The organism is Streptomyces sp. NRRL S-337, assembly GCF_000720175.1.
Classification (GTDB): domain Bacteria; phylum Actinomycetota; class Actinomycetes; order Streptomycetales; family Streptomycetaceae; genus Streptomyces; species Streptomyces siderophoricus.
In genome coordinates, this window is sequence record NZ_JOIX01000222.1 from 1 (window position 1) to 206 (window position 206).

At 72.3% G+C, this 206-nt stretch carries 1 protein-coding gene; it reads left to right on the top strand.

The window, feature by feature from the left end:
* On the top strand, positions 1–206 hold a 206-nt coding region (locus tag IG62_RS42900), incomplete at both ends, for a hypothetical protein (protein WP_037840517.1).

A 206-nucleotide genomic window follows, 5' to 3' on the forward strand; every position in this document is an offset into this window, starting at 1 on the left:
CTCCAGCTGGGCGCCGGCACCACCAACGCCTCCGGACAGGCCAGCGTGACCAGCAGCGCGCTGCCGACCGGGGCCAATGTCGTCGTCGCCACCGTGGTCGCCGCCACCACCACCTGCACCTGTGTCGGCGTCACCGGCACCGCAACCGTCAACGTCACGGCGGCGACCAACTGCGTGGTCACCCTCTCCTCGACCCCCGCCAACCC